Origin of the sequence: Actinophytocola glycyrrhizae, assembly GCF_042653545.1 — a bacterium.
Taxonomy (GTDB): Bacteria; Actinomycetota; Actinomycetes; order Mycobacteriales; family Pseudonocardiaceae; genus Actinophytocola; species Actinophytocola glycyrrhizae.
Genome location: NZ_JBHSIS010000010.1, coordinates 119,461 through 143,918 on the forward strand (window position 1 = coordinate 119,461; position 24,458 = coordinate 143,918).

The 24,458-nt window shown below is 70.9% G+C and carries 22 protein-coding genes and 1 riboswitch; of the genes, 3 read left to right on the top strand and 19 right to left on the bottom strand.

The features are described 5' to 3' along the window. Nucleotides 1-16: 16 nt before the first annotated feature. Both ACFPCV_RS22235 and ACFPCV_RS22240 read right to left on the bottom strand, forming a co-directional pair. Nucleotides 17-1,420: an extracellular solute-binding protein gene (locus ACFPCV_RS22235; protein ID WP_378058213.1), complete on the bottom strand. Its 1,404-nt coding sequence runs from the start codon at nt 1,418-1,420 to the stop codon at nt 17-19. 250 nt (nt 1,421-1,670) lie between these two features. After that, nucleotides 1,671-2,909: a CehA/McbA family metallohydrolase gene (locus ACFPCV_RS22240; protein ID WP_378058214.1), complete on the bottom strand. Its 1,239-nt coding sequence runs from the start codon at nt 2,907-2,909 to the stop codon at nt 1,671-1,673. A 104-nt stretch (nt 2,910-3,013) separates the two neighbouring features. Between ACFPCV_RS22240 and ACFPCV_RS22245 the strand changes: the two genes are divergently transcribed. Then, nucleotides 3,014-4,069, top strand: coding sequence for an AsnC family protein (locus ACFPCV_RS22245; protein ID WP_378058215.1), 1,056 nt, complete (start codon nt 3,014-3,016; stop codon nt 4,067-4,069). Between the two features lies 1 nt (nt 4,070). Here ACFPCV_RS22245 and ACFPCV_RS22250 read toward each other — a convergent pair whose 3' ends face one another. The 4 genes from ACFPCV_RS22250 to ACFPCV_RS22265 form a co-directional block, all read right to left on the bottom strand. Then, nucleotides 4,071-4,349 (bottom strand): hypothetical protein, encoded by a 279-nt coding sequence (locus ACFPCV_RS22250; protein ID WP_378058216.1) that lies wholly within the window; start codon nt 4,347-4,349, stop codon nt 4,071-4,073. Nucleotides 4,350-4,415: 66 nt separating this feature from the next. After that, nucleotides 4,416-5,348 carry an RluA family pseudouridine synthase gene (locus tag ACFPCV_RS22255; protein WP_378058217.1) on the bottom strand — a complete coding sequence of 311 codons (933 nt, stop codon included), beginning with the start codon at nt 5,346-5,348 and terminating at the stop codon, nt 4,416-4,418. Further along, nucleotides 5,345-5,950 carry a signal peptidase II gene (gene lspA, locus ACFPCV_RS22260; protein ID WP_378058218.1) on the bottom strand — a complete coding sequence of 202 codons (606 nt, stop codon included), beginning with the start codon at nt 5,948-5,950 and terminating at the stop codon, nt 5,345-5,347. Before lspA ends, ACFPCV_RS22255 begins: the two co-directional genes overlap by 4 nt. A 78-nt stretch (nt 5,951-6,028) precedes the next feature. Next, a complete protein-coding gene (locus tag ACFPCV_RS22265) occupies nt 6,029-7,348 on the bottom strand; it encodes an aminotransferase class V-fold PLP-dependent enzyme (protein ID WP_378058219.1) in 1,320 nt (439 codons plus the stop codon). Between the two features lie 37 nt (nt 7,349-7,385). Continuing rightward, nucleotides 7,386-7,514, bottom strand: a riboswitch (SAM riboswitch). 70 nt (nt 7,515-7,584) lie between these two features. Here ACFPCV_RS22265 and sthA point away from each other — a divergent pair. Continuing rightward, nucleotides 7,585-8,988: a Si-specific NAD(P)(+) transhydrogenase gene (gene sthA / locus ACFPCV_RS22270; protein WP_378058220.1), complete on the top strand. Its 1,404-nt coding sequence runs from the start codon at nt 7,585-7,587 to the stop codon at nt 8,986-8,988. A gap of 341 nt (nt 8,989-9,329) precedes the next feature. Here sthA and ACFPCV_RS22275 read toward each other — a convergent pair whose 3' ends face one another. Further along, complete coding sequence (locus ACFPCV_RS22275) at nt 9,330-10,814, bottom strand: potassium/proton antiporter (RefSeq protein WP_378058221.1); 1,485 nt, start codon at nt 10,812-10,814, stop codon at nt 9,330-9,332. 105 nt (nt 10,815-10,919) lie between these two features. Here ACFPCV_RS22275 and ACFPCV_RS22280 point away from each other — a divergent pair, with 105 nt between their 5' ends. Next, nucleotides 10,920-11,888, top strand: a complete 969-nt coding sequence (locus ACFPCV_RS22280) for a M28 family metallopeptidase (RefSeq protein WP_378058222.1) — start codon at nt 10,920-10,922, stop codon at nt 11,886-11,888. An 89-nt stretch (nt 11,889-11,977) separates the two neighbouring features. Here ACFPCV_RS22280 and ACFPCV_RS22285 read toward each other — a convergent pair whose 3' ends face one another. The 12 genes from ACFPCV_RS22285 to murC form a co-directional block, all read right to left on the bottom strand. Continuing rightward, nucleotides 11,978-12,232 (bottom strand): DUF167 domain-containing protein, encoded by a 255-nt coding sequence (locus ACFPCV_RS22285; RefSeq protein WP_378058223.1) that lies wholly within the window; start codon nt 12,230-12,232, stop codon nt 11,978-11,980. Between the two features lie 71 nt (nt 12,233-12,303). Further along, nucleotides 12,304-15,420: an isoleucine--tRNA ligase gene (ileS, locus tag ACFPCV_RS22290; RefSeq protein ID WP_378058224.1), complete on the bottom strand. Its 3,117-nt coding sequence runs from the start codon at nt 15,418-15,420 to the stop codon at nt 12,304-12,306. A 238-nt stretch (nt 15,421-15,658) separates the two neighbouring features. Further along, nucleotides 15,659-16,318, bottom strand: coding sequence for a hypothetical protein (locus tag ACFPCV_RS22295; RefSeq protein WP_378058225.1), 660 nt, complete (start codon nt 16,316-16,318; stop codon nt 15,659-15,661). A 34-nt stretch (nt 16,319-16,352) separates the two neighbouring features. Next, nucleotides 16,353-17,186, bottom strand: coding sequence for a DivIVA-like cell division protein Wag31 (gene wag31, locus ACFPCV_RS22300; RefSeq protein ID WP_378058226.1), 834 nt, complete (start codon nt 17,184-17,186; stop codon nt 16,353-16,355). A 49-nt stretch (nt 17,187-17,235) separates the two neighbouring features. Continuing rightward, nucleotides 17,236-17,520, bottom strand: coding sequence for a YggT family protein (locus ACFPCV_RS22305; protein ID WP_184814390.1), 285 nt, complete (start codon nt 17,518-17,520; stop codon nt 17,236-17,238). Nucleotides 17,521-17,539: 19 nt separating this feature from the next. Further along, nucleotides 17,540-18,235 (bottom strand): cell division protein SepF, encoded by a 696-nt coding sequence (locus ACFPCV_RS22310; RefSeq protein ID WP_378058227.1) that lies wholly within the window; start codon nt 18,233-18,235, stop codon nt 17,540-17,542. 37 nt (nt 18,236-18,272) lie between these two features. After that, the gene (locus tag ACFPCV_RS22315; protein ID WP_378058228.1) at nt 18,273-19,001 is read right to left on the bottom strand and encodes a YggS family pyridoxal phosphate-dependent enzyme; all 729 of its coding nucleotides are present in this window, start codon (nt 18,999-19,001) and stop codon (nt 18,273-18,275) included. Continuing rightward, the gene (gene pgeF / locus ACFPCV_RS22320; RefSeq protein ID WP_378058229.1) at nt 18,998-19,714 is read right to left on the bottom strand and encodes a peptidoglycan editing factor PgeF; all 717 of its coding nucleotides are present in this window, start codon (nt 19,712-19,714) and stop codon (nt 18,998-19,000) included. The genes ACFPCV_RS22315 and pgeF overlap by 4 nt, the downstream gene beginning before the upstream one ends. A gap of 135 nt (nt 19,715-19,849) precedes the next feature. Beyond that, the gene (gene ftsZ, locus ACFPCV_RS22325; protein ID WP_378058231.1) at nt 19,850-21,241 is read right to left on the bottom strand and encodes a cell division protein FtsZ; all 1,392 of its coding nucleotides are present in this window, start codon (nt 21,239-21,241) and stop codon (nt 19,850-19,852) included. 194 nt (nt 21,242-21,435) lie between these two features. Continuing rightward, on the bottom strand, nt 21,436-21,942 hold the full coding sequence (locus ACFPCV_RS22330; protein WP_378058233.1) for a DinB family protein: 507 nt from the start codon (nt 21,940-21,942) through the stop codon (nt 21,436-21,438). A 41-nt stretch (nt 21,943-21,983) separates the two neighbouring features. Further along, nucleotides 21,984-23,012, bottom strand: coding sequence for a cell division protein FtsQ/DivIB (locus ACFPCV_RS22335; RefSeq protein WP_378058234.1), 1,029 nt, complete (start codon nt 23,010-23,012; stop codon nt 21,984-21,986). After that, complete coding sequence (gene murC, locus ACFPCV_RS22340; RefSeq protein WP_378058235.1) at nt 23,012-24,433, bottom strand: UDP-N-acetylmuramate--L-alanine ligase; 1,422 nt, start codon at nt 24,431-24,433, stop codon at nt 23,012-23,014. Before murC ends, ACFPCV_RS22335 begins: the two co-directional genes overlap by 1 nt. Nucleotides 24,434-24,458: the final 25 nt, after the last annotated feature.

Here is a 24,458-nt window from a genome sequence, read left to right on the forward strand (position 1 = left end):
ACCGGAGGAATCCCGGCTACCCGCGGGCAACCTTGTCCTCCCCCACTGCCTCGACCAGTGCGTCCTCGTACGCCGACGCGGCCTCGTCCGCCGACCTGCCCGCGATGATGTCGGCCGTCGCCTGCTGCAGTGCGCTGGACACCTTCGGGTAGTCCGCGAGGCCGGGACGGAACCGGGTGATCGGCAGGACCTCCTCGGCGACGAAGCTCAGCATCGGGTCGTTCCCCAGCACCTCGTCGTTCACGTCCTCGCGCTGCGTGATCTGGGCCGTGTCGCCCAGCCGCGCCTTGGTGGCCGCCGCCGAGTTCATGAACCGCAGCAGCTCCCACGCCTGCTGCGGGTACTTCGTGTTCGGGTTGAGCACCCGGACCGACCCGCCGGACATGCTGACGAAGTCCTGCCCGTCGACGCCGGAACCGGGGTTCATCGCGGGGATCTTCGCCCAGCCGACGGCGCTGTCCCGGTCGGCCATCTTCGCCACCCCGACGGCCGGGTCGACGACCGAACGCCAGAAGTAGTCGCTCTCGAACAGCATGCCGACCTTGTTCCGCGCGAACAGCTCGAACGACTTGTCGCGGCCCTTGGCCTCCTGAGCGAGCAGCGGGTCACCGAGGTTGCCGCCGTAGACCTGCTGGTAGAAGTCCAGGACCGACTTGACCTCGCTGGTGGCGCCCTGCCACCTGCCGTCCTGGTTGATCTCCGCGCCGGTGCCCGCGAGCAGCGGCAGCACCCCCTGCATGGTGGTCGCCTCTGTCATCGCGGTACCCGCGTTGAGCTGCATCGGGATGACGCCGGGAAGCTGCTTGAGCGAGACGGCCGCTGCGGTGATCTCGTCCCAGCTGGTCGGCTGCCAGTCCGCGGGCAGCCCGACCTGCGCGAACAGCTTCTTGTTGAAGAAGATCACCCGCCCGTCGGTGCCGACGGGGATGCCGTAGCGCTTGTCCTCGAACGCACCGACCGCCTGGACCGCGTCGGGGATCTGCCCCCAGCCGTCCCATGCGTCGACCTCGTCCTTGCCGACCACGTCGTCCAGCGGCCGGACCTGCCCGCCCTGCGCGAACTCACCGAGCCAGATGCCGTCGATCTCGACGACGTCCCCACCGATGTCGGTGTTGAAGTCCAGCGCGATCTTCGCCTTGTAGTCCGCGTCGTCCACCCCGATCCCGTCGTACTCGACGGTCACGTTGACGCCCTTGTCCTTCTGCTGCTTGGTGAACTCGGGAATCACCCATTCGGTGACCCACTTCGCGGTGAGTTCGTTCTTGCCGCCCGCGACCGCGTTGGCGGTGACGGTGAGGGTCACGTCCTTGGCGTCCGCGTTGCGGCCGGTGTCCGACTCCTGCTGCTGCCCGAGACAACCGGTCAGAGCCATGGTGGTGACGGCGGCCGCGGCCAACGCCAGCGTGCGGCGAACTCGCATCTCGGCACCTCTCGTCATCGAGTCCCGTTGGTCTTTCACCAACAGTGGTCCGAACGGGACGGAGATTAGTGCCGAAGACGGGCAGAGCGCGAGCACAGCTTGGTGGCGGTACCTCCCCGGCCAGGCGCCATCAGGCGCGTGCACGGCATGCGGCGTGCCCTGAAAGGCGCTTTCGGGACACTCGACGTCCCGAAAGCGCCTTTCAGGGCATGGCCAGTGGCGCGAAGCGGTCCTGCCCTCTGGACAACCCTCAGAGCGGGGTCCCGGCCAACGCCAGCACCGACCCGTCGTGACCGCACAACACGTGGCCGTGCGGCCCAGGCGGATCGAACGTGTCGCGATCGAACCGCACCTTGTGCGTGACGTCGCGGCCGACCACCAGCGTGCCGGGGGCGTCCAGCGCGAGCACCTTGCCGTCGACCGGCAACAGAACCGGCCCGGTGCGGTCGGCCGACACCGCCGTGCGGCCGGCCCGCATGCCGTCGAGCACCGCGGTCACCAGTTCGTCGGCGTTGCGGGCGTGCGAGTCGACCGCCACCCACGTCGTGGGTGCGCCGAGCCGGACACCGCTGTCACGCACGTGGAAGTCGCTGCCGCCGATCGGGGTTGCCTCGCTGCCCCACGCCTGCCACCACGCGACCGGTCCGCCCCAGTTCGAGGCGTGCCAGCTCGAGTGCCACACCTCCGCGAGCGGTGGGTGTTCCGGCAGCGGGTGGCGCCACGCGCAGTCGCCGCCGAGGGGGTGGTTGACCGACAGGAGGCCGCCGCGTTCGCGGACCGTCTTCACCCAGTTCGCGGCCGGTTCGCGGAAGTCGACCCAGCCGATGTCGCCGTAGGCGTTGGCGTGCCCGAACTCGGTGGTGATCTCCTGCCCCGGGATCAGCGCGATGCCGTAGCGGCGGCCGATCTCGGACAGTTCCGCGTGGTGGCTGACCGTGTTGTGGTCGGTGACGGCCAGCGCGTCGAGCCCGGCCGCGACCGCCTCCGCCGCCAGTTCGGCGATCGTCAGGGAACCGTCAGAATGCAGTGTGTGCGCGTGCAGGTCGACCGCGACCCAGCGCAGGCCTGCCGCCGCCGGCAGGCCGCGTGGCCGCGGTTTCGCCGGTACCGGCGGGTTCGGGCGCGCTGGCGCGGGTTTCGCGTCGGTGTCCGTCTCGATCGTGACCGCCACCTCGACGCCCTTCGCGGGGATGCGGTGCAGGCCGAGCACGACGTGCCACTCCCCCGGTTCCAGCTCGCCGGGGACGTAGCCGGGCGTGGCGGCGTCGGGGGTGATCACGTAGCTCGTGCGTGCGCCGCCCGACCAGCCGCGCCAGCCGTTCGCGCCATCGCAGCCCAGGTCGATCACCGCGCCGGACGCCGGGTCGAACTCCAGCGTGACGGCGATGGACCGGCAGTCGGCGGGCACGTCGAACGGCAGCAGGGGCCAGTGTTTGTCAGCTCGTAGGTCGCGGGTCCAGAAGCCTCTGTGAGTCGTGGGGGCGCCCATGGCTAGATCCTGCCAGTAACGATCCGGACAGCGGAGAGGAGAATGGCCCGGCGTGGGCGCGGCTTCCGCCGCGATGATCGAGTGGACGGGGTAGCGTGCGAGCCGTGACGGATCCGGTTGACGCCCGGCTCCTCGGTGTGGTTGCCGAGATGGGCAGAGCAGCGGTGCACGAGGTCGCCGCCCGTGTGGGAATGGACCCCCGGGAGGTGGCCTCGCGGCTCGTCGCGCTCTCGGCGACCGGGTTGCCCCTGCTCGTGGGCGTCGAGTGCGACCAGGCGCGGCTGGCCCAAGCGGCCGCCGCCGCCGCGATGGCCGCCGCCTCACCCCCCTACGGCGTGCAGAACCCGTACTCGCAGCCGCAACCGCAGCAGCAGTACCCGCCGTCCGGGCCGATGCAGACGCCCTACCCGCAGCAACAACCACAGCAACAGCCCGGTCTGCTCGGGCCGCCGTCCGGGCCGCACTCGGTGCCGCAGCCGATGATGCCGCGCACCGGCCCGCCCAGCGCGCCGTTCCCCGCGCAGCCCCAGACCGGGCCGCCGAGCCAGCCGTTCCCCGCGCCGATGCAACAGCAGGTGCCGCAACTCCAGCCGCAGCAGCAGGCCCAGCCGATGCCGCAGGTCGAGGCGCCGATCAGCATGTGGGGTCCGCCGCAGACCTCGACGTGGGCACGTGGCGACGCGCCACCTCAGGACATGACGCAGCCCACGATCCGGCAGGAGCGGGCGGAACCCGACGTGCGGCAGGGCAAGGTCGGTTCCGCGTTGCAGACCGAAGGGCTCGAGGGCGAGCGGCTGTCGATCACGCTCGTCGAGGTGGTCGACCCGGCGGACTACCTGTTCACGGCGGCCGGTTACCGGCTGCAGGAGGGTGAGCGGTCCGTGGTCGTGCACACCGAGCTGACCAACCGGGGCAGCGTGGCGTTCCAGTCGCTGCCGGACCTGTACCTGGTGCTGGTGACGCCGGAAGGCAAGACGATCTCGAAGGCGCCGGTGTCGCTGTCGTCGCGGCCGCCGCACCGGATCGGCGTCCCGCCGGGCGAGACGCAGGGCGGGCACACGGTGTACGTCGTGCCGGAGCACACGGAGATCACGTCGGTCCGCTGGAGCCCCCGCCCCGACGAGGAGACCCGCACACTCACCTGGACAGTCGAGAACTGATCTACTTGCCGGGTAATCGGAGCATCCTCGCGACCCACGACCTGCGCTTCGGCTCCTCCTGCTCGCGCGGCACGTTGCGCACGACCGGGATCGGTGACGTCGGTGGTTCCTGCCGCTGCGCCCGGTAGCCCGGTTCGTGCTGCTGCCCGTGGCGGCCTTGCGGCTCGGGGTCCGGTTCGATGTCGAACGGCGACTCCGGGGGGCCGCCGCCGATCACCGGTGGCGCGACGCCGTCCTCGAGGAAGTGCTCCACCGGATCGCCATCGGCTCTGTCGCGCACTCGCACCACCCCACCCTCGCTGGTTGCCGACCAAAGTACGCGAAAACGGGCGCGACGTGGAGAACTTCAGCTCTCGGCCGCCAGCCGGTCCAACGCCTTCTGCAGGTCTTCCGGGTACTGGCTGGTGAACTCGACCCACTGCCCGTCCGCCGGGTGGTGGAACCCGAGCCGCCGCGCGTGCAGCCACTGGCGTGCCATGCCCAGCCGCTTGGCCAGCGTCGGATCCGCGCCGTAGGCGATGTCGCCGACGCACGGGTGGCGCAGCGCGGAGAAGTGCACGCGGATCTGGTGTGTGCGCCCGGTCTCCAGCTTGATGTCCACGAGCGACGCGGCGCGGAACGCCTCGATCGTCTCGTAGTGCGTGACGCTCGGCCTGCCACCGGCGACGACGGCGAACTTGTAGTCGTGCTTGGGGTGCCGGTCGATCGGCGCGTCGATGGTGCCCGACGACGGGTCCGGGTGCCCCTGCACGAGCGCGTGGTACCCCTTGTCGACCGTCCGTTCCTTGAACGCCCGCTTGAGCACCGTGTACGCGTGCTCGCTCTTGGCCACCACCATGATGCCGGTGGTGCCGACGTCGAGCCGGTGCACGACACCCTGCCGCTCGGCGGCGCCGGACGTCGACACCCGCACGCCCGCGGCGGCGAGCCCGCCGATCACGGTCGTCCCGGTCCAGCCGGGGCTCGGGTGCGCGGCGACGCCGACCGGCTTGTCCACGACCACGATCTCGTCGTCCTCGTGGATGACCGACATGCCGGGCACCTCGATCGCCGGTGCCGGGCCGCCGTCCTCGCGTTCCGGCTCCGGGATCGTGACCTCCAGCCACGCACCGGCGGTCAGCTTGTCCGACTTGCCGGCGGCGCGGCCGTCGAGCAGCACGTCACCCGACTCGGCGATGGCGGCGACCGCGGTGCGGGACAGGCCGAGGAGCTTCGCGAGCCCGGCGTCCACGCGCATGCCGTCGAGCCCGTCCGGGACGGGCAGAGTACGGGCGGTCATTTGTCGTCCTTGCTCTTGTCGGCGCTCTTGTCGGCGCTCTTCTTGTCGGCCGTGCTGCGGCCGTCGTAGTCGCGGCCCAGCAGCGCCATCAGCACGATCAGTGCGCCGCCGACGCAGATCGCCGCGTCGGCGATGTTGAACACGGGGAACGCCTCCCCGTTCGGCGCGAACGGCGACAGGAAGTCCACGACGTGGCCGTGCATCGCGCCCGGCGCGCGGAAGAACCGGTCGAGGAGGTTGCCGAGCGCACCGGCCAGCACCAGCGCGAGCCCGATGGCCCAGCCCGTGGACCGCAGCTTCGGCAGCACCCAGACGATGCCGATGACCACGGCGAGCGCGATGAGCGTCAGCACCCACGTCATGCCGGTGGCCATGCCCCACGCGGCACCCGGGTTGCGCACGATCTGCAGGTGGAACAGGCCGCCGAGGACCCGGACCGGTGGCTCGTGCTCGAGCCCGGCCAGCGCGAGCTGCTTGGTGACCTGGTCGATGACCAGCACGACCGGCGCGACGGCCGCGACGAGCCACACCTTCCTCGGTGGCAGCGGCGCCGTGGGCGGTTCCGCGGTGTCCGGCTCGGCGCCGGTCTCGTCGGGTTTCACGACTGGTCCTCGAAGGTTCCGACCAGCCGCGGGGTTGAATCGTTCACTCCGCTCACCGGGCCATTGTCCATGGCCTGTTCACAGGCCGGTCAGGAAGGCCGGTAGCGGACGGGTGTCCTCGACCGGCGCGTACCGGCCGTCGACCAGCTCGTACCGGCCGGCCGGGCCGTCGGTGACCAGCCGCCGCAGCGCGGTGAGCAGGCGATCGACGTGCTCGGCGGTGCTGCCCAGACCGAGGCTCGCCCGCAGCGCGCGGTCGCCGGTGAGCCTGCGCACCGCGATGTGCGCGCAGAACGCGCCATCGCGCACACCGATGCCGTACTCGGCCGACAGGTACGCGGCGACCAGGCCGGGGTCGTGGCCCTCGACGGTGAAGCTGACGACGCCGACCCGGGGCGCGTCGGCGCCGAGGATCGACAGCTGCCGCACGCCGGGGATGCTCGCGAGCCCGGTGCGCAGGCGGTCGAGCAGCTCCTCCTCGTGCGCGGTCACCGCGTCCCACGAGCGGCCGATCGTCTGGCAGGCGACCGCCAGCGCGTACGCGCCGACCACGTTCGGCGAACCGGCCTCGTGCCGCTCCGGGCCGTGGTGCCACGAGACGGCGCGCTCGGACACCAGCCTGCTCGCGCCGCCGCCCGCGAGGTACGGGTGGGCAGCACGCAGCCAGTCCGCGCGCCCGACCAGCGCACCGGCGCCGAACGGGGCGTACAGCTTGTGCCCGGACAGCACCACGTAGTCGACGTCGAGGGCCCGCACATCGACCGGGCGGTGCGGCGCGAGCTGGGCGGCGTCGAGCGCGACGCGGGCGCCGTGGCGGCGGGCGACGGCGGCGAGACGAGCGACCGGCCACAGCTCGCCGGTGACGTTCGCGGCGCCGGTGACCACGACGAGGCGGGGCCCGGCCGGGGTCGCGGCAAGGGCCTCGTCGAGGTCGCGCTCGACGTTGGCGGTCGGCGTCACGCGGTACACGTGCGGGCCGCGCCACGGCAGCAGCGCGGCGTGGTGGTCGGTGTCGAACACGACCACCGACGTGTTCGCGGGCAGCGCCCTCGCGAGCAGGTTCAGCGCGTCGGTGGTGTTGCGGGTGAACACGACCTCGTCGGTGCGGCAGGCGCCGACGAACCCGCGGACCACGTGCCGGGCTTTCTCGTAGACCTTCGTGGACACCTGCGAGGCGAACCCGGCGCCGCGGTGGACGCTGGCGTACCAGGGAAGCAGCTCGTTCACCGCGTCCCGCACGGCGTCGAGACACGGCGCGCTGGCGGCGTGGTCGAGGTTGGCGTACTGGACCCACGTGCCGTTCGCGAGGGGCACGGTGAGCCCGCTGCCCGCGACGGACGGCAGGTCCGTGCTCGGCGCTTCGACGGCGGCTCGGGCGTGGGGAATGGCAAGCGTCATGACGGGGTGCCTCCTGGGTCGGGGACCCCGCTCCCAGGGCCCGCGCTTGCCCGTCCGCACCTCGCGGAGGGCCTGGTCCTCACCCGGGGCACCCCACCGCGGTTGGAGGGTTGCCGGCCAGCAAGCCGGGGCTTCGCAGTGTCACCTGCAGCTGGCACTCATGACCTTCGTGAAGAAAAGGTAGCCGATCGACCGTTCGGCTGTCCAACGGATGTGACCCTGCCAGACTGGCCCGCATGGCTGACTACGACGTGCTCGTGCTGGGGTCCGGTCCTGGCGGGCAGAAGGCGGCGATCGCCGCGGCGAAGCTCGGCGCGTCGGTCGCGCTGATCGAACGACGCAACATGATCGGCGGCGTCTGCATCCAGACGGGCACGATCCCGTCGAAGACGTTGCGCGAGGCGGTGCTGTACCTGACGGGCATGTCGCAGCGGGAGCTGTACGGACAGAGCTACCGGGTCAAGGAGGACATCACGATCGGCGACCTGACCGCGCGGACGTCGCACGTGGTCGATCGCGAGGTGGACGTGATCCGCAGCCAGCTGGCCCGCAACGGCGTCGACGTGCTGCCCGGCCTCGGCCGGTTCCTCGACCGGCACACCGTGCAGGTGTCCGACGGCAGCGGGCACGAGCGCAAGGTCACCGCAGAGAAGATCGTGATCGCCACCGGCACCCGCCCGGCCCGGCCATCCACTGTGGACTTCGACGATCACACGATCGTGGACTCGGACGGCATCCTGGGCCTGGAGCGGATCCCCCGGTCCATGGTCGTGGTCGGCGCCGGGGTGATCGGCGTCGAGTACGCGTCGATGTTCGCCGCGCTCGGCACGAAGGTGACGGTGATCGAGCAGCGGACGCGGATGCTCGAGTTCTGCGACACCGAGGTCATCGAGGCGCTCAAGTACCAGCTGCGCGACCTCGCGGTGACGTTCCGGTTCGGCGAGACGGTCACCGCGGTCGAGCGGTACGAGAAGGGCACGGTCGCCGTCCTGGAGAGCGGCAAGAAGATCCCCGCCGACACGGTGATGTACTCGGCGGGACGGCAGGGCATGACCGAGGGGCTGGACCTGGCCGCCGCCGGGCTGACCGCGGACAAACGCGGCCGCATCACCGTCGACTCGGCCTTCCGCACCGAGGTGGACAACATCTACGCGGTCGGCGACGTGATCGGCTTCCCCGCGCTGGCCGCGACGTCGATGGAACAGGGCAGGCTCGCCGCGCACCACGCGTGCGGCGAACCGGCGCACGAGATGCACGCACTGCAGCCGATCGGCATCTACACCATCCCGGAGATCAGCTTCATCGGCCGCACCGAGGACGAGCTGACCGAACAGCGGGTGCCGTTCGAGGTCGGCGTGTCCCGGTACCGGGAGCTGGCCCGCGGCCAGATCATCGGCGACTCGTACGGGGTGCTGAAACTGCTGGTGTCGCCAGAGGACCGCTCCCTGCTCGGCGTGCACGTCTTCGGCACCAACGCGACCGAGCTGGTCCACATCGGACAGGCCGTGATGGGCTGCGGCGGCACCGTCGACTACCTCGTCGACACGGTGTTCAACTACCCGACCCTGGCCGAGTCGTACAAGGTCGCCGCCCTCGACGCGACGAACAAGATGCGCCAGATCAGCATGCTGACCGACTGACCGTAGAAGATTGACGGCATCGGCAATGCCCTGAAGGCCCATTGACGGCGCTGAGCGCCGTGAAGCAAGCCCCCCGAGGCGCGCCTTACGCCACCGTCGGGGTGCGTAGGCGCGGGATTGGTGCCGTGAAAGGCGCGTTCACGGCCTCCGCGATGCCGTCAATGGGCCGTTCACGGCGCTCAGCGCCGTGAACGGCGCGTTCACGGCACCGGTTGTGCCGTGAACGCGCCTTTCACGGCATCGGGGCGCCCACGCGGGCGCCCGCAGGGGTGTGGGGGTCGTGCCTGATGACGGGTTCGTACGCCAAAGCCACTTCACATGATCTTCACGGAAACAAACGGCTAGTCCTCGCCGGTTTCGCCGCGCCAGCGGGCGAAGCGGCCGGCGCGGTCGACGGCGCGGATGCGGCGTTCGGTCGCCGTGCGGACCCCTTCGGTGGCCACGACCAGGAGCTGGTCGAGTTCCTGCACACGCGTCGACAGGCCAGGGGTGTGCCCGACGCCGTCGCGGACGAGCAGGCTCACGGTCGCGCCCACCGGCAGGCGCAGCTCCGACAGGTACACGCCGTGCATCTTCGACCCGGCCGGCACGGTGAACGTGAGCAGGACCGCGCCCAGCTCGTCGAGTGGCGCGGCGTCCACGTCGACCTGTTTGGGCTCCCCCGTCTTCGCGAGCCCGAGCAGCCGCGCCACCAGCGGCAGGGTGCTGCCCTGCACGATCGTCAGCACGATGACCAGCACGAACACCGCGTCCACCAGCTTGTCCGCGCCCGGCCGGCCCTCGGTGATCGGGATCATCGCCAGCACGATCGGCACCGCGCCGCGCAGGCCGGCCCACGAAAGGAACGCCTGTTCGCGCCACGGCACCCGGAACGGGGTCAGCGACACCGCGACCGAGATCGGCCTCGCGAGGAACGTGAGCACGAGGCCGGCGACGAGGCCGGGCACGACCGCGTCCAGCAGCCTGCTCGGCGACATGAACAGCCCGAGCAGGACGAACAGGCCGATCTGCGACAGCCAGCCGAGCCCTTCGGCGAACGACAGTGTGTCGTTGCGGTGCGGCAGCTTCGAGTTGCCCAGCACGAGCGCCGCGAAGTACGCGGCCAGCAGACCGGACGCGTGCACGAACGACCCGGCCGAGAACGCCAGCACCGGCACCGCGACCGTCGCGAGTGGATAGAGACCGGTCGCGGGCAGTGCGGAGCGGCGCAGCGCCTGCCCACCGAGCCAGCCAAGCCCGACGCCGATCAGCCCGCCGACCACCAGCTGGTACCCGGCGATCAGCGGGTCGACCCAGGTCGCGGTGCTGCCGGAGGCCAGCAGCACCACCACGAGATAGGCGGCGGCGTCGTTCATGCCGGACTCGATCTCCAGCGCGCCGACGAGCCGCTTGCCGACGGAGATGTTGCGCAGCACGCTGAACACGGCGGCCGCGTCGGTGGACGCGAGTACCGCGCCCCACAGCAACGCGACCCGCCACTCGAAACCGAAGATCAGGTGCAGCGCGGTGCCGGTGACCGCGATGCTCACCACGACGGCCACGGTGGACAGCACGGCGCCCGGCCAGAACGACGCCCTGACCTCCGGCCACCGGGTGGTCAGGCCACCCTCGGTGAGGATGAGGACCAGTGCGGCCAGCCCGAGCGCCTCGGTGAGCGACGCGCTCTCGAACTCGACGCCGATGCCCGCCTCGCCGAGCAGCACGCCGATCGCGAGGTACAGCACGAGCGAAGGGAAGCCCAGCCGCACCGACACCCGCACCGCGAGCACGGCGAGCAACAGGACCGCGGCGACGGCCCCGAGCACCACCGCGAGCTCCTGGGCCACACCTTCCTCCTGACCGCCGCACCGGAAAGATCCCGACGAACGAACCTACCGGCTCGACCGGTCGGCTGACACGCTGAACAGGGCCTTCGACCCCTGGGAGTAGCCGTGATCACTCGCCGAGTCACCGCCGTCGTGGCACTGCTGTGCGCGACCGCCACCGCGTGTGCCACCGCGGGCGCCGCACCGGAGCGCCGCGCGCCGCTGGACGTCGTCGCGCAGCAGGCGGGTCCGGACATCCCGGTGGCGGACGTGCGGGCGCACCTCGCCGAGCTGTCGCGGATCGCGGACGAGAACGGCGGCAACCGGGCGCACGGGCAGCCCGGTTACCGCGCCGGGCTGGACTACGTCAGGGCGCGGCTCGACGCGGCCGGGTACACCACCGCGCTCCAGGAGTTCAGGGCCGACGGCGCGACCGGCTACAACCTGGTCGCGGACTGGCCGGGTGGCGACGAGAACGCGACGGTGATGTTCGGCGGCCACGCCGACAGCGTCAGCGCGGGCCCGGGCATCAACGACAACGGCTCCGGCTCGGCCGGGCTGCTCGAGGTGGCGCTGACCGTCGCCGAGCAGAACCTGCGGCCCGCGAAGCACCTGCGGTTCGCCTGGTGGGGCGCGGAGGAGCTGGGGCTCGTCGGATCGACCCACTACGTCGAGAGCCTGGCGAGCACCGAGCTCGCGAAGATCACCGGCTACGTCAACTTCGACATGATCGGCTCACCGAACCCCGGCTACTTCGTGTACGCGTCCGCCAGCCAGCCACCCGGTTCCGAGCAGATCGAGAAGGTGCTGGCGGACTACTTCGTCGCGGCAGGCGTGCAGACCGAGCCGGTCGAGGTGGGCGGGCGGTCCGACCACGCAGCGTTCGCACGGGCCGGCATCCCGACCGGCGGCACGTTCACCGGCGCCGAGAAGACGAAGTCCAGCGCCCAGGCGGCCAAGTGGGGCGGCACGGCCGGGGAGGCGTTCGACCCGTGCTACCACCGCGCCTGCGACACGCTCGACAACATCGACGAGACCGCGCTCGACCACAACACCGACGCGATCGCGAACGCCGTGTGGACACTCACCGCGTGACCGCGCTCCCCAGCAGCGGCACCACGCGGCCGGTGACGTCGCCGGGGCCGGTGCGCTCCACACAGGACTGAACGCCCGCGGCCGCGGGCTCAGTCTCTGAGAAGTTCTTCCAGGCGGGCCTGGTCGTCGGGCAGTTCGACGACCTTGTCCCTGCCTTTCTCTCCCGCGACGATCACCACGTCCTGCTTGCGGACACCGAAGGCTTTCGCCAGCGCCCTGCGGACCGCTTCGTTGGCCTTGCCCTCCACCGGCGGCGCCTGGACGGCCACGACCAGCGCTTCACCGTGCCGGCCACCCACGGCTTCCTTCCTGGCACCGGGCTTGACGCGGATGGTGAATCGCACCGTGGCTCCCCAGCCCTGAAGGTCCCTCCGGGACATCGACCGTCCAGAAGGGACCTTCAGGGCATCCGCTCTCAGGCCTTCGTGACCGTGACCGCTACTTCGATGCCCTCGCCCACCGTGCCCTCGAAGCCGGTTGCCGGGCCGTAGGTGACCTCGGTCGCCAGGGTCTCACCTGCCAGGAACTCCTCGTGGGCGCGGACCGCCGCCACCACCTCGTCCGGGGCCTGGATGGTCGCCGTGATGCGGTCTGCCACGTCCAGGTCCGCGTCCCTTCTCGCCTGTTGCACCACCCGGACCATGTCGCGGGCGATGCCTTCCGCTTCCAGGTCCGGGGTGGTTGCCGTGTCCAGCACGACCAGGCCCGACGAGTTCGGCAGCTCGCCCGTCGCGCCCTTGTCGGTCGCCACCAGCCTGCGCTGGAACTCGCCCGGCAGCAGGTCGATGCCCGCCGCCACGACCGTGTCACCCTGGGTGGTCCACTCGCCCGCCTTCACGGCGCGGATGACCTTCTGGGTGTCCGCGCCCAGCCTCGGGCCGCACGCGCGGGCGTTGACGACCAGCTCGAAGTGGCCGTGTGCCGCCACGTCCGTGGTCAGGTCGACGTGCTTGACGTTGACCTCGTCGGCGATCAGGTCGGTGAACGGCTCCAGCGACTCCGCGTCCTCCGCGGCCACCGTCAGGTTCGCCAGTGGCAGGCGGACGCGCAGCTTGTTCGACTTGCGCAGTGCCAGCGCGGCCGAGCACACCTGCCGCACGCGGTCCATCGCCGTCACCAGCGCCGGGTCCGCGGGCAGCAGCGAGTCCGACGGCCAGTCCGCCAGGTGCACCGAACGCTCACCTGTCAGCCCACGCCACACCGCTTCCGCCGTGAGTGGCAGCAGCGGGGCCACGACCCTGGACACGACCTCCAGCACCGTGTGCAGCGTGTCGACGGCGTCCTTGTCGCCAGCCCAGAAGCGGTCCCGCGAGCGGCGGACGTACCAGTTGGTCAGCGCCTCCAGGTACTCGCGCACGCCCGCGCAGGCGCCCGACAGGTCGTACACGTCGAGGGCGGCCCTCGTGTCGACGACCAGCTCCTGCGTCTTCGCCAGCACATAGCGGTCGAGCACGTGCTTCGAGTCCGTGCGGCACGTGCCTTCCACGCCTTCCGCGTTCGCGTACAACGCCAGGAAGTACCACGTGTTCCACAGCGGAAGCACCGCCTGGCGCACCGCGTCGCGGATGCCGCGCTCGGTGACCACCAGGTCACCGCCGCGCAGGATCGGGGAGGCCATCAGGAACCAGCGCATGGCGTCGCTGCCGTCGCGGGAGAAGACCTCGTTGACGTCCGGGTAGTTCTTCCGGCTCTTCGACATCTTCTGGCCGTCGTCGCCAAGGACGATGCCGTGTGCCACGCAGTTGCGGAACGCCGGGCGGTCGAACAGGGCCGTGGCCAGGACGTGCATGGTGTAGAACCAGCCGCGGGTCTGGCCGTTGTACTCGACGATGAAGTCGCCGGGGTAGTGGTGTTCGAACCACTCGCGGTTCTCGAACGGGTAGTGCACCTGGGCGTAGGGCATCGAGCCGGACTCGAACCAGCAGTCCAGGACCTCGGGGGTCCTGCGCATCGTCGACTCGCCCGTCGGGTCGTCCGGGTTCGGCCGGGTCAGCTCGTCGATGTACGGGCGGTGCAGGTCCGTCGGGCGCACGCCGAAGTCGCGCTCCAGCTCGTCCAGCGAGCCGTAGACGTCCACGCGCGGGTACTCGGGGTTGTCCGACACCCACACCGGGATCGGGCTGCCCCAGAACCGGTTGCGGGAGATCGACCAGTCGCGCGCGTTCTCCAGCCACTTGCCGAACTGGCCGTCCCGCACGTGGCCCGGCACCCAGTTGATCTGCTGGTTCAGCTCGACCATCCGGTCGCGGAACTTGGTCACGGCCACGAACCACGACGTCACGGCGCGCTGGATCAGCGGGTTGCCGCAGCGCCAGCAGTGCGGGTACGCGTGGTCGTAGGTCTCCTGCCGCAGCAGCTTCCCCGCCGCCTTCAGGTCCCTGATGATCTGGCCGTTTGCCTCGTTGAGGACGTGCATGCCCTCGTACGGCGGCACGGTGGTGTCGAAGCGGCCGTGCGCGTCGACCGGCGTGACCGGCGTGATGCCCGCCGCGTCGGTGACGACCTTGTCCTCCTCACCGTAGGCGGGGGCGATGTGCACGATGCCCGTGCCGTCCTCGGTGGTGACGTAGTCGGCGGCGAGGATCCGGTGCGCGTTCTCGGCCCCCGCGAAGAAGTCGAACGGCGGCGTGTACCTGCGGCCCAGCAGGTCGGCACCCTTGTGGCGGGCGACGACCGGCGGCTCCTCCCCCAGCTCGCGGGCGTACGCGGCCACGCGTGCCTCGGCAAGCACGTAGCGCTCGCCGTTCGCCTCGACGGTCACGTAGTCGACGTCGGGGTTGACCGCCATCGCCAGGTTCGACGGCAGCGTCCACGGCGTGGTCGTCCAGATGAGCGCCAGCTCGCCGGTCTCGAGCCGGAGACCGACGGTGACCGCCGGGTCCTGCCGGTCGCGGTAGACGTCGTCCATCTTCGTCTCGGTGTTGGACAGCGGCGTCTCGCAGCGCCAGCAGTACCAGAGGACGCGGTGGCCCTCGTACACCAGGCCCTTGTCCCACAGGGACTTGAAGGCCCACATGACGCTTTCCATGAAGTCCAGGTCGAGCGTCTTGTAGTCGTTGTCGAAGTCGACCCAGCGGGCCTGGCGGGTCACGTAGTCGCGCCACTGGTCGGTGTACCGCAGCACCGAGGTGCGGCACGCCTCGTTGAACTCGGCGACACCCATCTCCTCGATCTCGGCCTTGGTCTTGATGCCGAGCTGCTGCTCCGCCTCGAACTCGGCGGGCAGGCCGTGGGTGTCCCAGCCGAACCGGCGCTCGACGTGCTTGCCGCGCATCGTCTGGTAGCGCGGCACGACGTCCTTGACGTAGCCGGTGAGCAGGTGGCCGTAGTGCGGGAGGCCGTTGGCGAAGGGCGGGCCGTCGTAGAAGACGAACTCGTTCGCGCCGTTCTCACCGGTCGGCCGCGCGTCGACCGACGCGACGAACGTGCGGTCGGTCTCCCAGTAGCCGAGCACGGCCAGCTCGAGGTTCGGGAAGGAGGGCTGCGCGGCTACTCCGCGATCAGAGCCGAGCTGCGCCTTGGGGTATGCCATCGGGTCCTCGTGGTCCATCCGTCGTGTGATCGCGTGTGTGCTGCCACACGGGGACGACGTGACGCCGCGGTACCACCCCGCTTGCCGGCGCACGTGCGCGCCGACCTCTCGTTCATCGGCTGTGACGGGCCGGCCCGTCCGGTTCTAGTGAGGCCCAGCGGGCCCGTTCTTCCGGAGGCTCCCCGGTGATGGCCGGTTCGACGCCTGTACTTCAAGGATGCCAGAGCACGCAAGCCGGTTAACGCGCGGCCCGGTGCCGCGCGGCGAGGATCGCGTCCGGACCACAGCGGGCGCACGGGGTGAAGCCGAGCTGGCGGGCCTCGGACACGGCGATCGGGATGGTCGCGCGCGGGCCGAGCCAGGTGCAGGTCGCCAGGTGGTAGCGGGGGTGTTCGTCGACGACACGCACCTCGACGCTCAGGCCCGCGACGACCAGCAGATCGCTCGCGTCGGTCGGCTCCTCGTCCGGCTCCCCGGAGTCGTCCACCGGGTCCCGCACCACGACCGGCTCGAGGTGGCTGGTCGCCTCGGCGTCGGACTCCGGCGGCGCGGCCACCACCGGGGGCGGCGGTCCCTCGTCGAAGGGCGCCGGCTCGGCAGGCGGGCCGATGTGGTCGTCGTCATCGTTGACGACGACGTCGTCGGCAACGTCGTCGGAGTCGTCGACGTCAGTGGGCCGGTCGTCGCGACGGGTGCCACCCACGGTGACGACCGTCGGTTTCGCCGACTCGTTCGCACGCGCCTTGCGTCGGCCGCTCAGCCAGTCGGTGACCAGCAGAGCAGCCGCCACGACGCTCACCACGACGGAGATCCACGCCCACAGCGTGTTGGCCGTGGTCAGCGCGGCGATGAGCAGCCCGAAGGCGGCCACCACCAGCGCCAGGACTATGTACAGCACTGGTCAGTCAGGTCGTTCGGATCCGGTCGCGGGCTCAGCCGGCTTCGGCCCGCGGGCCGAACGCATAGCCCTGCTGCCCGGACGACCGGCTGTTCTCCGAGGACGACGAACCGGTGGTCGGCGCGGCGGAGCCGCGGTCGCCCAGCTCACGCAGGCTCGACTCCAGGAACGTCTTCAGCCTGGTGCGGTACTCGCGCTCGAAGGTGCGCAGTTCGTCGATCTTCTTCTCGAGCGCCGTGCGCTCCGCCTGCACCTGACCGAGCACCTCGGCGTGCTGCCGCTGTGCCTCGCGCTCCAGCGTCGTGGCCTTGTCACGGGCCGAACGCTCGAGGGTCTCGGCACGGGTGCGCGCGTCGTTGAGCATCGTCTCGGCACGGGTGCGTGCCTCGTTGATCATCGTGTCCGACTTGGCACGGGCCTCGGACAGCAACTGCTCGGACTTGGTCCGCGCCTCGGAGAGCATGCCGTCGGACTCCGCCTTGGCCTCACCGGTGAGCCGGTCCGCCATCTCCTGCGCGAGCCCGAGCACCTTCGCGGCCTGGACGTGATGATCGCCACCGGCCGAGCCGGGGGACGTCTGCTCCAGCGCGCTCGGCGGTGGCACGGGCGTGAGCCTGCGCGGCTCCTCGACACGCTGCGGCGCGGGTGTGACCGAGCGCGCGTCCTCGATGTCGGCACGGGCCGACTCGAGCTGTGCGTCGAGCTGCTCGACCTGCGCACGCAGGTCGTTGTTCTCCTCGATCAGGCGGGAGAGCTCAACCTCGACCAGGTCAAGGAAGGCGTCCACCTCGTCCTCGTTGTAGCCCCGCTTGCCAATGGGAGGCTTGCTGAACGCGACGTTATGCACGTCAGCGGGGGTCAACGACATCTGATCACCTCACGCACTCAGGGGCTGCCTTTCCACCCGGGATCCCCAACTACCCGGGATAGGCCAGTCGCATCAGTATGAACACGACCAACAGCAGCACCATAATCGATAGGTCCAGCCCTACGCCTCCGATCCTGACCATCGGTATCAACCGACGGACCAAGCGGACCGGAGGATCGGTCACTGTGTAGATGGTCTCCAGCGTTACCGCAACCCCGCCGGCCGGGCGCCACTCCCTCGAGAACGCTCGGACAAGCTCCACCACGACTCGCGCGGTCAGGAACAGCCAGAAGACGAACAGTACCCAATACAAGACAAGCCGCACGGGATCCACGTGTCAACTCTGCCATCTCTCACTGCCGGTTGAGCAACCCGCCCTCCGCTATGCGCCTTTTGTCCTCGGCAGTCGGGTCCTGATTGGGGGGTGAGATCAAGAACACCTTGTTGGTGACCTTGTCCATCGAGCCGCGCATGGCGAACACCAGACCCGCCGCGAAGTCGACGAGGCGGCGCGCGTCGGCGTCCTCCAGCTCGGTGAGGTTGATGATCACCGGGGTGCCGTCCCGGTAGTGCTCACCGATGGTGCGCGCGTCCGCGAAGCCCGTCGGGTGCACGGTCACGATCCGCCCCATGGGGTACCCCCCGGTACTCGACTTGGCGGCGGGCTCGGGACGCGGCAGCGGCCGAGGCGCCGGGCGTGGCTCCACGGCAAGCGCGCCCTGGGTCGGCGCGTCGGTCGACCAGGCGGGACGACCGCGGCCACCAGCGCGGGCCGGGAAGTCGGCGCGTGCGGAGAGCTCGGTCTCATACCCGTCCTCGTACCGCGCGTCGTCGGCGCGGCGGCCGAACCCACGCCTGCGTGGCGGCTCGGCGTAGGGGTCGTAGTCGTCATCGTCGTTGAGGTACTCGGGACGCCGGTAGCCGCGGCCGTGTGGACCGCGCTCGCCGTAGTCGTCACCGTATTCGTCCAGGTCATCGAGGTCATAGCCGTCGTACTCGTCGGCAGGGACCATGCCGAAGTAGGCCTTCAGCTTCTGCAGCGTGCCCATATCCCTGCCCTCGGATGCGTGCGATTACCGGAACGTGTTATGGCGAGGCTAGGCCACGGGTACCCAGGATCGCGGTTCCGACACGCACGCAGGTAGAACCGTGGGTAACGGCCGATTCAAGATCACCGGTCATCCCCGCGGACAGTTCCGTGGCCGCCGGATGATCTTCACGCAGGCGATCGGCGGCTCGCGCGAGGCGCTCGAATGCCTCGTCCGGCGTCATGGTGAGCGGGGCCACAGCCATCAGGCCACGCAACCGCAATTCACTCGAACGGGCGACGTGATCGGCGAGCGGCATCAGCGTGTCGAGCGGCGCTCCGCCGCGTGCCGGGTCGCTGTCGACGCTCACCTGGACCAGAACGTCGAGGGCCGTGGACCGGTCCCCCGCCTCCCGCGCGTTGCGGACCGCCTTGTCCAGCGCGTCGGCCAGCCGGTCCGAGTCGACGGACTGGATCTCGGCCGCCCAGCGGGCGACGGCACGGGCCTTGTTGCGCTGCAGCCTGCCGAGCATGTGCCACCGCACGGTCGCGTCCGGCCGGAGTTCTCGCAGGTCAGCGACCTTCGGACCGGCTTCCTGCTCGCGGTTCTCGCCGAGGTCGGTGACGCCGAGGTCGGTCAGCAGCACGGCGTCCGAAGCCGGGAACGTCTTCGTGACCGCGATGAGCCGAACGGTGTCGTCCGCGCGCCCGGCGGCCCGGCAGGCAGTCGCGATCCGTTCCCGGACAGCCAGGAGCGCCGACTCGATCTCGTTCCGCCGATCGCTCATGACGCGTCCGCCGGGTCGAGCCACGTGAGCGCGGCCAATCGCCCAGTGGTGCCTTCCCTGCGGTGACTGAACAGGGTTTTGTCCTCGATGGTGCACCGGGGATCGATCCCGATCTTGGCGACCCCCGCGTCGGCGAGCTGCTGCCAGAGCCCGGCGCGGATGTCGAGGCCCGGGGTGCCCTTGCGGGTCTTGGAAGCGCTGCCCGGCAGGTGTGCCTCGACGTCGGCCTGCATGGCGGCCGGGACCTCGTAGCACTCCCCGCACGCGGCCGGGCCGAGCAGCACCTCCACCCGGTCGATGCTCGCGCCCGCCTTCTCCATGGCGGTGAGCGCGGCCGGGATCACGCCGACGCGGGCACCGACCCGGCCCGCGTGGGCCGCGCCGACGACACCCGCCTCCGGGTCGGCGAGCAGGACCGGCACGCAGTCGGCGCACAGCGCGACGAGCGCGAGGTTCGGTTCCGCGGTGACGATCGCGTCGGTGGCCTCGACGGCCGCGGCACGCGGGCCGTCGACGACCTCGGCGTTGCGGCCGTGGACCTGTTCCATCCAGACGAGCCGGTCCCTGCCAAGCCCGAGTTCGTCGGCGAGACGTGCCCGGTTGGCGGCGACCGCCACCGGGTCGTCGCCGACGCCGCCACCGAGGTTGAACGACTCGTACGGCGGCTTCGACCGCCCGCCCGCCCGCGTCGTCACCACTCGCCTGATGTGCAATGTGTCTCCTCCGGGTGGAGTTCGTGACTGCTTGCCCCGCCATCCAACCGGATCGCCGTGACACACGAACCGGGGCCGCCACGCGCTCGGCGTGACGGCCCCGGTTCCGGGTCAACGGTCGGTGCGGCGGAGAACCTACCGCCGCATGAACGGCGGGACGTCCACCCCGTCGTCGTCGGGCTCGTCGGTCACCGGCACCGCACGCGGCGGCAGGCTGCCCGTGGTGCCCGTGGCACGGGGCCGGGGCGACGCCGTGGGCGGGACGCCCGCGCTGCCCATCGGGTTCGAGTAGCCGACCGCGGCCTGCCTGGGTGGCGGGGCCGTCTGCGGCGTGCTCGATGCCGGGTCGCCGGACGTGGCGCCTGCCTGCGGCGGGTTGTTCTGCTGCCCCGGGTACTGCTGCTGCGTGTGGTGCTGCTGCGGCTGCGGGGTCGGCGCCGGGGTGGGCTGCTGCCGCTGCTGCTGTTCCTGTGGCTCCTGGCGCTCCGGTGCCGGCCTGGTCACCTCGCCGGACTGGGCCGAGGCCGTGCCGGTGGTGCGGGAGCCGACCATGGTCGGGTCGAGCTTCTTGTGTGTCGGCGTGCCGCTGTCGAACCCGGCGGCGATGACCGTGACCCGGACCTCGTCGCCGAGGGAGTCGTCGATCACCGTCCCGAAGATGATGTTGGCCTCCGGGTGCGCGGCCTCCTGCACCAGCGAGGCGGACTCGTTGATCTCGAACAGGCCGAGGTCGGAGCCACCCGCGATGGCGAGCAGGACGCCGTGGGCCCCGTCCATGGACGCCTCCAGCAGGGGCGAGTTGATCGCCTTCTGCGCGGCCTGCACCGCGCGGCCCTCGCCGCGTGCCGAGCCGATGCCCATGAGGGCGCTGCCCGCGCCGGACATGACGCTCTTGACGTCGGCGAAGTCCAGGTTGATCAGCCCCGGCGTGGTGATCAGGTCGGTGATGCCCTGGACACCGGACAGCAGCACCTCGTCCGCGGAACGGAACGCGTCCATCAGCGAGACGCCGACGTCGCCGAGCTGCAGCAACCGGTCGTTGGGAATCACGATGAGGGTGTCGCACTCGTTGCGGAGTTCGGTGATCCCGTCCTCTGCCTGCTTCGCGCGCCGCTTGCCCTCGAAGGCGAACGGCCGCGTTACGACCCCTATGGTCAACGCGCCCAGCTTGCGGGCGATCGACGCCACGACCGGCGCGCCGCCGGTGCCGGTGCCACCACCCTCACCCGCGGTGACGAACACCATGTCGGCACCCTTGAGGACTTCCTCGATCTCCTCGCGGTGGTCCTCGGCGGCCTTGTGGCCGACCTCCGGGTTGGCACCCGCGCCGAGGCCACGGGTCAGTTCACGGCCGATGTCGAGTTTCACGTCGGCGTCGGACATCAGCAGTGCCTGTGCGTCGGTGTTGACCGCGATGAACTCGACACCCTTGAGGCCGACCTCGATCATGCGGTTGACAGCGTTGACCCCACCGCCGCCGATTCCGACGACCTTGATCACCGCCAGGTAGTTGTGCGGGGGCGTCATCGGACCGCCTTCCTGATCTGAAGCCTTGTGCTCTGTTCCCCGAGACAGACGCGAGACCTAAACCCTGAACCTCTACGAGAGACTTGGAGTTATGTCAAGCGCTGACGTCGAATCAGGACGGTAGGCATGGACCGTTCCCGTTTCCAGCCGCCACGCCGTGTAGTTGCGGTCTTGTCCGCACCTTTCACCCTTGACTACTCACCGGTGCTGCCGTCCAGCAGCTCGCGGAGCAGGTCCAGATGACCGGCGTGACGCCCGGTCTCCTCAATCATATGGATCAGGACCCAGCGGAGGTTGACGGGTTCGCCCTTGTGCGTCGCGGTCGCGTCGAGGTCGAGCTTCGCGGCGACCGCCCTGCTGCCGGCGCACTCCCGCTCGTAGTTCTCGATCAGCTCGGGCAGCGGGGTCACCATGCCGGCGCTGAACTCGGCGTCCGGGTCCAGCTCGAAGCGGTCGTTCCACTCGTCGGGTCGGCCGTCGAAGAGCACGCCGAACCAGTACTGCTCCACGTAGGTCAGGTGGGCCAGCAGGCCTGCGACCGTGGTCAGCTCGGACGGCACCAGCGCGCGGCGGGCCTGTTCGTCGGTGAGACCGGCGGCCTTCATGACGACGGTGCCGCGGAGGTAGTCGAGGAACCCGCCGAGCTGCTCGCGTTCCGGCGCGACCCTGGGCGGTTCCGTTCTGGTGTCGGTCGATGTCATGTCGCGCAGTGTGCCGCAGCCGGCCGGCGATCCCGACCGGATTACCCGGCCACCGTGGGGAAGTCCGGGGTGGCGACGTCGTAGGTCTTGCCGGGCCGGGTCAGCAGCGGGGCCAGGACGGCGGCCTTGCGTTCGTTGTCGCGGTCGCTGCCCCACCTGACGACCCGGCCGTCGGCGAGGGTGAGGCGCACGTCGCCGGGGGTCGCCGCGCTGACCGCGACGACGTGGGTCCGCAACTGCTTCGGCAGGGAACGCAGAACGGTGACCGCGGCCCTGGTGGCGGGGTTGCCCGGGCGGACGTCGTCCATGGCCAGGGTGGGCAGGCCGGGCGGCGGGGTCTTGACGATCGCGTAGTCGAGGCCGGTCACGTCGATCAGGTGCAGCTCCGCGCCCACCTTGCGGACGGCGACCGGCACCCGCTCGGTGACGATGATCTCGACCGTGCTCGGCCAGGAGCGTTCCACGACGACCTCGAACACCCTGGACAGCTTCGCCACCCGCGCGGCGGCCTCGTCGGCGTCCAGGCGGACCATGGGCGTGCCGTGCTCGATGGCGGCCGCCTCGAGCACGTCGTCCTTCGCGATCTCCCTGGTGCCGACGACCTCGACCGACCGCACACCGAGCAACGACGTGAACATCACCAGGTAGGCGACCGCGACCACGCTGAGCACGACCAGCACGGCCATCCACCGGCGGGCGAGGTAGCGGCTGCGGGTGGGTCCGCCCGCCTCGGTGCGCCTGGTGGTGCGCGGCCGCCGCCTGGTGAGCGTGCGGCTGGAGTCGCGGGTGGCGCGGGCGCCGGGCTCGGCCCGGCCGCGTGCCCGGCGCGCGGCGGCGGCACCGGCCCGTGTGCGGGCCGTGCGGGTGGCGCCCGTCCGTGCCGTGCCCTCGGCGCCACGCGTGCGGGCGGTGCCGGCACGTTCCGTGGCGTCGGTCTCGGCCCGGTCCTCGGCACCACGCCGCCCCCGGCTCCCCGACCCGCCGGTGCCCTCGCCGTCCGAGCGACGGCCACGGGTGTTCCTCGACGTGCCGCGACGGGCGCGGTCGCCACCCCTGGCCGTGCCCGGCATCAGGCCCGGACCCGGCGGTCCAGCTCGGCGATCAGCTCGCGGCCCAGCATGGTCACGTCACCCGCGCCCATCGTCAGCACCAGGTCGCCCTCGCCGGCCAGCGAAGCCACCAGCTCCGGCACCCGCTCGAACGACGACTCGAACCGGACCTGCCCGGCGGGCAGCGGCACGTTGTCCACGACGAGCTGCCCGTTCACCCCCGGCTCCGGCTGTTCGCGGGCGCCGTACACGTCCAGGACGACGACCTCGTCGGCAAGGCCGAGCGCCTCGCCGAACTCCTTCGCGAACAGCCTCGTCCGCGAGTACAGGTGCGGCTGGAAGATCACCACGAGCTTGCCGCCGTGCGCGGCCGGGCGGGCGGCCCTCAGCTGCGCGGCGACCTCGGTCGGGTGGTGGGCGTAGTCGTCGTACACCCGCACACCACCGGCGCGGCCCTTGAACTCGAACCGCCGCCGCACGCCGCCGAAGCTCGCGATGCCCTCCAGCAGGCCATCGAGCGGGGCACCGAGCTCCAGGCCCGCGATGATCGCGCCGAGTGCGTTGAGCGCCATGTGCTCACCCGGCACCGCGACCCGCACCTCGACCTCGGCCCCGTCGAGCAGCACCCTGGCCACCCCCGCGCCGTCGACGGGCTCGTAGGCGGTCATGGTCACGTCCGCGGCCGCGCGACCGTAGCGGCGCACCCGCACGCCCTTGTTCTCCGCCAGCAGGCCCAGCGCGGCGGAACCGGGGTCGTCGGCGCAGACGATCAGCACGCCCTCATCCGGATCGCTGCTGACGAGGCGGTCCACGAAGGCCTCGAACACCGCGTTGTAGGCGTCCACCGTGCCGTGGTGGTCGAGGTGGTCGGCCTCCACGTTGGTCACGACCGCGACCGACGGCGAGAACGCCAGGAACGACCCGTCGCTCTCGTCGGCCTCCGCGACGAAGACGCCACCGGCACCGTGGTGGGCGTTGGCGCCGGACTCGTTGAGGTCGCCGCCGATCGCGAACGAGGGGTCCAGCCTGCAGTGCTGCAACGCGACGGTGAGCATGGACGTGGTGGACGTCTTGCCGTGCGTGCCCGCGACGCAGGCGACGCGGTGCCCCACCATCAGCGCGGCCAGCGCGGCCGACCGGTGCAGCACGTCGAGCCCGCGCGCGTTCGCCTCGACCAGCTCGGGGTTCTCCGGCTTGATGGCGCTGGACACCACGACCGCCGTCGGGCCGCCGTCGAACAGGTCCAGGTTCGCCGCCGCCTGCCCGACCGCGACCCGTGCGCCCTGTGCCCGCAGCGTCATCAGCGTCGAGGACTCCTTGGCGTCGGAGCCCGACACCTGCGCGCCCCGGTCGAGCAGGATCCTGGCGATGCCGCTCATCCCGGCGCCCCCGATACCCACCAGGTGCACCCGCTCGAGATTGCTCACAACCGCTCCTCGCACGCTCCGAGCGACCGCTCGCGGTCGC